The following is an 8,076-nucleotide window of genomic DNA, read 5'->3' as shown; positions in this document are numbered from 1 at the left end:
CCCGACTCAGAAAGGGGGCTAGCCGTTACGACCGATCTGAATCCTGAGGGGCAAGGGGATCTGGAAGCCCCTGGGTAATCGCTAGGGCTCGTTTGTAAATGGCACTTGAGGTTGCGCCGGCAGCCTCCATGGCGATCCGCATGTTCTGCCAGTAGTGCAGTGTTTTGTCTTGCGTCATGGGAGCTGCTGGGGCGTCAGGCGCAAGCGGCCGCTACGCCGCGGCGCCGGCCCAGCGGTTCGATCCATTCGTTGAGCACAAGCTTGTGCTGGACAAGACGACTAGGCAGGCGGCAGCCGAGGTTGATCTGCCCCTCATCTACCAAGCGCCCCAGCCGTAGCGCCAGGGCTTCCTCGTGGCGGGCAAAAGCACCTTGGTGGGAGGCAACCCAGGAGATCTCATGCTCCGTGATCACACCGCTAGAGATCGACTCCAGAAAGACTTCCCCGACTGTCATGAGAGCCATGTAACAACTTCGTTACATGCTGCCGCGCCCAGCCTCGCTGCGTGGCTCCCGGGGCTCGGGGACTGGCTAGGGCAGGCGACTGGCTAGAGCACGCCAGTCCTTGCAGAAGCGTTGGGACGCAGTAATTGGAGGCTTTATCCGCTCCTTGCAGTTCCGCTGCGTTGTGGTGCTCCAGCCAGGCGTTTTGCAAGTCAGCTCTGGTGAGCCGGTAGCCCAGCTGGCGGGCGGTGCGTAGGAGCTCCTGGCGGCTATGGCACTGGCGCAGGACCTGCTGGAGTGCCGGGCTGCTTTCTGCATCAGCCACCAACCGCTCCAGATCAGACCAGCTCATCTACTCAAAGCAGAGATGGGATCAAGCTCGCGTGAACTGGTGCCTGCTGCCAGGTTCCCTGAGGCACATTGCGGCGCATTGGCGTAGTGGTGCAGCGTTGCGATCGCAGGACTGATCTGCTGAGAGCAAGTCAAGCCAGTAGCAAGGCCTCAGGTCGCGGCCTTGAGGGCAGCCACCTCTGCCTTGAGAGCCTGCAGCTCATCTAAAAGCGCGCTTACGAGCTTGTCGATATAGCCCTTGTTGGTCAGGTCATTGGCCGCAACCGGCGGGCTAGCTGCTGCAGGGCAAGAGCCAAAGGTCACCTGGCCGCTGCTGTTCTCAATTCGCCAGGCTGATCTAGAAGACGGCAGCTGGCAGCGAAAGAAGGTCCCGTCGTAGTACAGGTAAACGTCCCGGCCATTGAAGGTTGAAACACCGCCGCTGTTGGCCCAGCGCAGCGGGCCGTTCATCACATCGCCAGCCTTATTGACGTAGGTGGTTGCCATCGCAGCACTGAGCACGCCATCGGCCGTCATGCTCAACCCAGCACCCACCTTGATGCCGCCCAACACCTTGGCCGTCGCTGCGGCCAGGACGTAAAGGGAGGAGGGCACAAACACCTTGGCGTCAGTGCCCAACCTGGCGCTGTTGCCGGCATCAGCCGACACAGCGCTCGGGCCAGCAGGGCCCTGCAGGTTGGCAGCAAGCGACCAGGCCACCGCTCAGCTCAGGGTGTACACGTCGCCCGTGGCGTTATCTAAATACAGATCACCAGGGATCGAACCTGGGATGTCAGCTGCAGGAGCGCCGCTGCCGTTGAACCAGCCCGTACCGCGCATGCCCTGCACGCCAGCTGGTCCTTCCACGCCTTGAGCGCCAGCAGGGCCTATTTCTCCTTGAACACCAGCAACGCCAGCAGGGCCCTCAATTCCCTGCGGTCCCTGGATCGAGCCACCATTCACCCAGCTGCTGCTGGCCGCATCCCACACCTGAAAGGAGTCATCGGCCTGAACGATGTAGGCATCGCCCTGGGCTGCATCAGCTGGCAGCTCCGTTTCTGTCGCCACCTGGCCCTTAAAGGTGATGCCCAAACCCGCAGCACCCTGGATGCCCTGCTGGCCTTGAACACCATCAGGACCAATCGGACCCTGGATACCAGCCTCACCTTGTGGTCCTTGGACGCCTTGAACGCCATCAGCGCCAGCAAGGCCCTGCACCCCTTGGGCGCCCTGAATGCCTTGCTCACCCTGTGGACCCTTAAGAGAGCCGCCTGCTACCCAAGCCATGGTCATGCGGGCCAGCAGCCCGGTGTGTCAACAGCAGCTATTGCCGTATTGCACCGCTAGCCGCTAGCCGGTGGCTAACAGCAAGCCACAACTGCGTTCAGCAAAGCTGACTGGACTAGAGCGACCCGTAGGGGATCTTGCGCATGGCGCGCACGGGTGAAATAAATATCTTGGGCATCCAAGAAAACAAACCACTATCCATACTCAACACATAGCAATCACGCGTATCCCTCTCTGATGATGTCCAGTGGATTAATGGAATAAAGGCTTCCGCCCCGCCCCACTGAAAGGCAGGGTTTAAGCACTGAGCTGGCACGTATGGGGGGAACAGATAGTCACGCCTTGGCACTGCATATGGGTTGATCCCGTCTCCATAGGCTGGATCAGCTACGTTCGGCGTAGCTGTTGGCTTGAGATGGAAGTAGGCAATCTCCAGCTCGTAGTGCGCTGGCATGTACCAGTCGTCGTAGCCGTTGATATTTAATGCCGCACACCACTGGGCAGCAGGGTGAACACCATTTTGGATCATCCACTCGGTGTTCGCCCAGCCGTCATGCCTGCTGCCGCAACCACCGCTTGGCCCATAGTCCCTATAGGTCGGGTTATAAGCCTGGGGGTAAACCTCGGGCATGCCGGTATTTGAGCCGCCGGTAGCACCCGCATCACGCGGCGCGACAATTAGGTAATGGGTGGGGTTGCCATCTGCCGTATGGCTAATCAAGCCAGCAAAGTAGCCGCCGCCAATCGGTGCGCCCACCTCTGGAATAACAGGAGCAAGCGGCTCAATGCCAAGCGGCACCCAGGTCCCCTGATTTGCCATATAGGCATGGGGAACGCCAGAAAGCACTTGGAAATCAGTAGTAGCTGCAGGGCCTTGCGGCCCCGCTGCACCAGTAGGGCCCATGACGCCTTGCACTCCTGCTGGACCGGGATTTCCTGCAGGGCCTTGCGGTCCCTGGGGGCCTTGAGCGCCTTGGCTGCCTTGCGCCCCGGGCGCGCCTTGAGGGCCCTGAGGACCTTGAGGGCCAAGGGGCCCTTGATCTCCTTGCGGGCCAACAGGCCCCTCAGCACCAGGCTCGCCAACTGCCCCTGCTGCCCCAGGTGGTCCAGCAGGGCCTGGTGCTCCTGCCTCTCCTTGTGCACCAGCAGCACCAACCGGCCCGGCAAGATTGAGCGCTTCTAGCCAGCTCATTGGCCCGCGCCAGAGGTGGCGTCGTCTTGGCTAATGGCTGAATCAAGGGAGCGGGCCTCAAGGTTTGGATCCAGCTCAGCCATTGCAGTAGCGGGCGCAGAAGTCACTGCCAAAACAGCAAGATTTCCCCAGCGACCTTCTGCTGCTACGTAGTACTGCGGCACACCTGCATCAACGCGGAACTCGGTATTACAGGCAGCGCCAGCTGGTCCTACTTCTCCAGTAAGACCCGGTTCGCCTGGGGGTCCAGCGACGCCGGGGGGTCCATCAAGGCCAGCAGGGCCAGGCACGCCAGGTGGACCATCTATGCCAGTAGGACCCACATCACCAGCTAGGCCGGCCACACCTGTAGGGCCACTTTCACCAGCCGGGCCCGCTGGTCCAGCAGGACCCTGCTGCCCTGCTGGGCCCACTTCACCTGCAGGACCATTTTCTCCAGCCGGGCCAGCAGCACCTGGTTCTCCGCTTGCTCCATCAGCACCTGCAGGACCTGTAGGACCAACAAGGTTCAAGCTCTGGTTCCAGGGCATCAATCAGCTGCAACGTTGCCGCGCGCACCGCTTGGTGCGACCTGCTCGCTATTGCCGATCAACCCTCCAGCACATAAAAGTTGCCGCTGAGGTTGTCCAGGTAGTAGTCACCGGGGTCAGCACCACTGAGCGTCAGAGGCGGTGGTCCAGCGCCGTTAAACCAAACCGTTCCACTGCTGCCGCCCGGCGGCATGGCCCAGGAGCCATCGGCGCAGAGGAACAAGGCGCTCGAGCCATCGCTGGCTGGCACACCACCAGCACTGCTACCGCCACTCCATCGCGTCAGGCTCCACTGCTGGGTTGTGCTGCCGTCGTAAGCAGCGCCACCTAGGCCAGCACCAGGGATCAAGGGCAGCACAGAGCCCGGGCCTGGAGTTGGACCTGGTGAAGGTGCTGGTGGTTCTGGTGACCAAATCGAGCAGCCCGCCAAGCTCACCAGCAGCGTTGCCGTAACACCGCTGCCGGTGAGCTCTGTTGTGATCGTGTAGTCCCTGCGGCTGGTGTAGCCGTGCCGCAGCCGGCCGTTGCCATCGCCGCCAACGGGCCAGGGCAGGGTCTCGGCCGTGCCGTCGCCCCAGTCCACCGTCACCGCATTGGGAGGCGTGGTGCGTGGGTTGAGTAGCAGCTCGATCGGAATCAGCCCGCCCAATTCCGGGCCAGCCGGCTGCCAGCTCAGCTCCAATTCAGCAGCTGGGATCGGCGCACGGCCAAACCCCAGCTGCTCCCAGCGCTGCACCTCATTAGATGGCACCCATACCGCCTCACCAGGACAGCCAGCAGGTGGCAGCAGGCGGATCAGCTGCGCGCTGATGCCACCACTGCTGATCGCAACGCTGGTGCGCATGGCAATGGTCATCTGCTGATCCTCGTTAAATCAGGGGGTCATCCAGCAGCAGATCACTCAGCTGCTGCTCAACCGGTAGCTGCGCCAGTGCCGTGGCCTGCTCCACCAGCTCTGCCTTGGTCGCGCTGCCATCGAGCTCGACGCCATAAACGCTGGAGCAGTGCTCCAGGATCTGCGCCTTGGTCATGGCCTGAAAATCAGGCGCTGCTACTGGCGCAGACGCTGCTTCTGGCTCTAGTTGCCAGTCCGCTTCTGGCACTGCTGCTGGTTCAACAGCAAGCAGTGGCTGAGCTACTTCTTCTGGCTCTGGCGCGAGCGGATTGACAGGTAGGTCTGCTGCAGCTTCTTGCAGCTGCCAGCCCAGGCTTTGCCAGCCACCTAGGTGCACCGGCCATATGAAGCGGTGCTCTGCTCCAGCACTGATCCGCACCATCCCCTCAGGAATGGCTGGATCACTTAGGTCATGGCGCACAGGAGTCACCATCAAGCAGGAATAGTGGCGGTAAGTCCCACGTGCATCCCCTCTGGAGTCTCGGGGCTCACCTCTGCTTTGGCAAAGCAGACCGCTGGCAAATCCACATCGGCTAAATCAGCAGCATTGAGCTGGATGTCACGTCCACTGATAAACGCCTCCACCCGCCCCCCTTCTGCTGGCAGCGCCACGGTGGTAGCAACCACCCAGCTACCGGTTGTGCCATCACGGAGCACAGGAGCAAAGGACACCTGAATTTCAACTGCAGCAGCAGAACCTGGATTACTTGCTACTACCGAAAAGCGTGACGCCGCATCGAGCTTGGTTGTAAGCAGCACCTCTTCTCCAGAGAGGAAGGTGCGCTCCAAGTTGCGTATGGCGCTGCGGTTGGTCCAGCCCACCAGGGTGGTCTCCGCATCAAGCAAGGGATTGCCGTTCATGGCTCAGTTAGCAGGGGTGATGTTGAAGAGGCGACCAGCAGCGCGGCTTTGCAGCACGGCAAATCCCACGTACCAATCGACGCGGGTGCGAAACACCGGGGCATCAGGCACCTCGCCCAGGTCACGCACCGAGATTCCATAGCGACCCTGGAAGGGGCCCTGCAAACCGGTGACGCCTTGATCACCAAAGGTGCAGCAGTAAATCGAGCTGGTGCCGCCCGCCTCGTCGTAACCCATCACCTCAATGCCCTGGGCATCGCGGTCAACCGTGACCAGCTCGCAGTCCTGGTAGCGGTGCACCGTCATCCCAAAGGAGTTGGTGCTGGTCTGATACACCCCGCCGCCAATGGAGGCGCGCGCCATGGCATTGAGCTGGCGGCGCATTGCCTTGCTCATCACCAGCACCTTGCTGCCGCCATAGGCATTCACCGAATCGATCAACTCATCGAGGCGATCAAAATCAAGCGGTGCACCAGGAGCAGTACTGCCGCCACCGCTGCTGCCACTGCCTGCGTTGTCGATTGCCATCGCATCGCCTGGCTGCAGGCGCTTACTGAGCCCGTCAAATGCCCTGGGGTTGGCGCTGCTGTCGCCATTGATCACTGTTGCTTCCAAGGTCAGCCGCATGGAGCGCACCTTCATCTCGATCTGGCTGGCACGGGCCTCAGGGCCCATCAGATCAACGATCGAGCGATCAACATCCACGTCACCGCCAAATAGGTGCACCGCTTCTGCGCGCTGGTCCACCACGCCATAGCTCTGGGTGTAGCCCTCGTTGACAGCGCGAAAGCCAACAGATGGCAGCTCCTGTTCAGCGGAATAAAACAGGCCGCTGCCGGCAATATTCATGAACGGCAGCTGGGCGAGCAGTTCGCCCTCTGAAAACGTCTTGAGCACAGCTAGATGCTCAAGCCTGTTCTCGTATTTGGCTGCCTCGATCAAGGTGAGGCCCATGGCACAGGGGGCAGCGCCCCGGGGAGGTCAGGGGCTATTGCCGAGCGGCATCAGCTGGAGATGAGGCACTACGGCAACAGCAAAGGACTGCCCTGCTGCCATGACCACAACCTCTCCTGCTGCCCAGGCACCTTTCACAGCTGAGCGCTGGCGCCAGTTCTGGAATGCCTGGAAGGCAGAGTCACAACAACTCGAGGGGATTGAGCAGTTGCGGCTCGCCGTGATTGCTGCAGACCCAGCGATCCTCACCGAGGCCGCGCCCTGGCGGCAGAGCTTCTCATCGACACCCCCGGCTCCAGAGGCATCAGGCCATGCCAATCCCCTGCCGGTGGCCTGGGAGAACCAGAACGACAACGCCTCAGGCACCGGCTACCGCGAGTGCTTCTCCAGTAGCTGCGCCATGCTCGCCCGCTATTGGGGCAAGGTCGGCTCTGACGATGAATACAACGCCATCCGCGCCAAGTACGGCGACAGCACAAGTGCAGAAGCCCAGCTCTCAGCGCTTCGCTCACTGGGGCTAACCGCCAACTTTGCGACCAATGGAGATCGAGCAGCACTGGAGCAGCAGATCAACCTGGGACGGCCCGTGGCCGTGGGCTGGCTGCATCACGGTTCTGTATCTGCTCCATCAGGCGGTGGCCATTGGAGTGTGGTGATCGGTTTCACCGAGGCGGTCGCCATTCACAACGACCCCAATTGAGAAGCTGATCTAGTCGCTGGTGGTTACACCGCCAACACCAACGGCGCAGGCCAGCACTACAGCTGGAAGAACTGGCAGCCCCGTTGGGAAGCAGATGGCAAAGGCACCGGCTGGCTTCTGACCTGCCATCCCTGAGCAGGGAGAGGGCAAAGGCACCGAGCAGGTCCATGAGCGATGAGCTGCCGCCCTTGCAGCCACCTGCCCAGAGGGGCGGCAAGCCTCCCTTTGATCGTGAGCGCTTTGTCTTTAAGACCCTGGCGGTTGTGATCTGCACCCAGCTTTTGATCTATTCCCTTGCTGCTGGGGTCTGCGGTCAGCGGGCATTGGCGGGCCGGCCAGTTGGTCAGGTATGCCCAGGCACGCTTGAGAAATTGCAGATGGGTCTTGATTCCACCCTCAACCTGCTGCTGGCGCTGCTGGGCGGTGCAGCGCTGACGAGGGTTGGCAGGCCGCCTGCTAGCTGAACTCCTCTGCACCTTTGACAGAGAGCAGCAAGCAGTAGCAGTGCGAATCAACCCACCAGCTGGAGGTGCCGGCTGCTGAAAAGCTCGCCGGTGCAGTTCACCGGCAATAACGCAGAGCGACCAGCCCGGTACCAGGCATCTACCAAGGCAGCGCTGGAGCGGGGGTAGAGCTCTCCGGCCAAGATCCAGAGCTCGTCATGCAGCACCTGGGTCTGATCTGGTGTGCCTACGTACCAAGGCGACTCAGGGTCCTGCGACAGCTCCTCATGGAGCAGCAGCAATCCCTCAAGTACGCAGTTAGCGAGCTCAGGCGTCATTGGCTTTGCTGGCCCCACCTTGCGGCGCGGCTACCCAAGAATGTCCATCCACGCACACCAAGGTGCGCCAGATCAAGCACTGGCCTCCAGCGGGTTGCCCCGC

At 61.5% G+C, this 8,076-nt stretch carries 15 protein-coding genes; 2 read left to right on the top strand and 13 right to left on the bottom strand.

All coding sequences use genetic code 11. From position 1 onward, the window contains the following. Positions 1-194: 194 nt before the first annotated feature. From KBY74_RS12450 to KBY74_RS12395, 12 genes are all read right to left on the bottom strand, one after another. Positions 195-455 (bottom strand): hypothetical protein, encoded by a 261-nt coding sequence (locus tag KBY74_RS12450; RefSeq protein ID WP_254937205.1) that lies wholly within the window; start codon positions 453-455, stop codon positions 195-197. Then, positions 418-795 (bottom strand): Nif11-like leader peptide family natural product precursor, encoded by a 378-nt coding sequence (locus KBY74_RS12445; protein ID WP_254942962.1) that lies wholly within the window; start codon positions 793-795, stop codon positions 418-420. The genes KBY74_RS12450 and KBY74_RS12445 overlap by 38 nt, the downstream gene beginning before the upstream one ends. A 149-nt stretch (positions 796-944) precedes the next feature. Beyond that, on the bottom strand, positions 945-1,493 hold the full coding sequence (locus KBY74_RS12440) for a hypothetical protein (RefSeq protein WP_254942961.1): 549 nt from the start codon (positions 1,491-1,493) through the stop codon (positions 945-947). A gap of 3 nt (positions 1,494-1,496) precedes the next feature. Continuing rightward, a complete protein-coding gene (locus KBY74_RS12435) occupies positions 1,497-2,060 on the bottom strand; it encodes a hypothetical protein (RefSeq protein ID WP_254942960.1) in 564 nt (187 codons plus the stop codon). A 115-nt stretch (positions 2,061-2,175) separates the two neighbouring features. Then, positions 2,176-2,817, bottom strand: a complete 642-nt coding sequence (locus KBY74_RS12430) for a hypothetical protein (protein WP_254942964.1) — start codon at positions 2,815-2,817, stop codon at positions 2,176-2,178. Beyond that, a complete protein-coding gene (locus KBY74_RS12425; RefSeq protein ID WP_254942963.1) occupies positions 2,778-3,227 on the bottom strand; it encodes a hypothetical protein in 450 nt (149 codons plus the stop codon). Before KBY74_RS12425 ends, KBY74_RS12430 begins: the two co-directional genes overlap by 40 nt. A gap of 21 nt (positions 3,228-3,248) precedes the next feature. Next, a complete protein-coding gene (locus KBY74_RS12420; RefSeq protein WP_254942959.1) occupies positions 3,249-3,542 on the bottom strand; it encodes a hypothetical protein in 294 nt (97 codons plus the stop codon). Positions 3,543-3,583: 41 nt separating this feature from the next. Continuing rightward, a complete protein-coding gene (locus KBY74_RS12415) occupies positions 3,584-3,757 on the bottom strand; it encodes a hypothetical protein (protein ID WP_254942958.1) in 174 nt (57 codons plus the stop codon). A gap of 83 nt (positions 3,758-3,840) precedes the next feature. Continuing rightward, positions 3,841-4,638, bottom strand: coding sequence for a hypothetical protein (locus KBY74_RS12410; protein ID WP_254942957.1), 798 nt, complete (start codon positions 4,636-4,638; stop codon positions 3,841-3,843). 13 nt (positions 4,639-4,651) lie between these two features. Continuing rightward, positions 4,652-5,110, bottom strand: a complete 459-nt coding sequence (locus KBY74_RS12405) for a hypothetical protein (RefSeq protein WP_254942956.1) — start codon at positions 5,108-5,110, stop codon at positions 4,652-4,654. Beyond that, on the bottom strand, positions 5,110-5,538 hold the full coding sequence (locus KBY74_RS12400) for a hypothetical protein (protein ID WP_254932206.1): 429 nt from the start codon (positions 5,536-5,538) through the stop codon (positions 5,110-5,112). Before KBY74_RS12400 ends, KBY74_RS12405 begins: the two co-directional genes overlap by 1 nt. Positions 5,539-5,541: 3 nt before the next feature. After that, complete coding sequence (locus KBY74_RS12395; RefSeq protein ID WP_254942955.1) at positions 5,542-6,492, bottom strand: major capsid protein; 951 nt, start codon at positions 6,490-6,492, stop codon at positions 5,542-5,544. 100 nt (positions 6,493-6,592) lie between these two features. Here KBY74_RS12395 and KBY74_RS12390 point away from each other — a divergent pair, with 100 nt between their 5' ends. Further along, on the top strand, positions 6,593-7,192 hold the full coding sequence (locus tag KBY74_RS12390; protein ID WP_254942954.1) for a C39 family peptidase: 600 nt from the start codon (positions 6,593-6,595) through the stop codon (positions 7,190-7,192). Positions 7,193-7,359: 167 nt separating this feature from the next. Next, a complete protein-coding gene (locus KBY74_RS12385) occupies positions 7,360-7,656 on the top strand; it encodes a hypothetical protein (protein WP_254942953.1) in 297 nt (98 codons plus the stop codon). A gap of 47 nt (positions 7,657-7,703) precedes the next feature. Here KBY74_RS12385 and KBY74_RS12380 read toward each other — a convergent pair whose 3' ends face one another. Further along, positions 7,704-7,973 (bottom strand): hypothetical protein, encoded by a 270-nt coding sequence (locus KBY74_RS12380; RefSeq protein WP_254937217.1) that lies wholly within the window; start codon positions 7,971-7,973, stop codon positions 7,704-7,706. Positions 7,974-8,076 lie beyond the last annotated feature (103 nt).

The organism is Cyanobium sp. A1C-AMD, from assembly GCF_024346495.1.
GTDB classification, from domain to species: Bacteria; Cyanobacteriota; Cyanobacteriia; order PCC-6307; family Cyanobiaceae; genus Cyanobium_A; species Cyanobium_A usitatum.
The sequence above is the reverse complement of the archived record's forward strand: the minus strand, read 5'-3'. Positions and strand labels throughout refer to the sequence as shown.

Bases quoted from the DNA above. Each gene is read 5' to 3' on its own strand.
- KBY74_RS12405 (WP_254942956.1), bottom strand. From the start codon at position 5,110: ATGGTGACTCCTGTGCGCCATGACCTAAGTGATCCAGCCATTCCTGAG.
- KBY74_RS12450 (WP_254937205.1), bottom strand. From the start codon at position 455: ATGACAGTCGGGGAAGTCTTTCTGGAGTCGATCTCTAGCGGTGTGATC.
- KBY74_RS12395 (WP_254942955.1), bottom strand. From the start codon at position 6,492: ATGGGCCTCACCTTGATCGAGGCAGCCAAATACGAGAACAGGCTTGAG.
- KBY74_RS12445 (WP_254942962.1), bottom strand. From the start codon at position 795: ATGAGCTGGTCTGATCTGGAGCGGTTGGTGGCTGATGCAGAAAGCAGC.
- KBY74_RS12380 (WP_254937217.1), bottom strand. From the start codon at position 7,973: ATGACGCCTGAGCTCGCTAACTGCGTACTTGAGGGATTGCTGCTGCTC.
- KBY74_RS12435 (WP_254942960.1), bottom strand. From the start codon at position 2,060: ATGGCTTGGGTAGCAGGCGGCTCTCTTAAGGGTCCACAGGGTGAGCAA.
- KBY74_RS12390 (WP_254942954.1), top strand. From the start codon at position 6,593: ATGACCACAACCTCTCCTGCTGCCCAGGCACCTTTCACAGCTGAGCGC.
- KBY74_RS12410 (WP_254942957.1), bottom strand. From the start codon at position 4,638: ATGACCATTGCCATGCGCACCAGCGTTGCGATCAGCAGTGGTGGCATC.
- KBY74_RS12385 (WP_254942953.1), top strand. From the start codon at position 7,360: ATGAGCGATGAGCTGCCGCCCTTGCAGCCACCTGCCCAGAGGGGCGGC.
- KBY74_RS12400 (WP_254932206.1), bottom strand. From the start codon at position 5,538: ATGAACGGCAATCCCTTGCTTGATGCGGAGACCACCCTGGTGGGCTGG.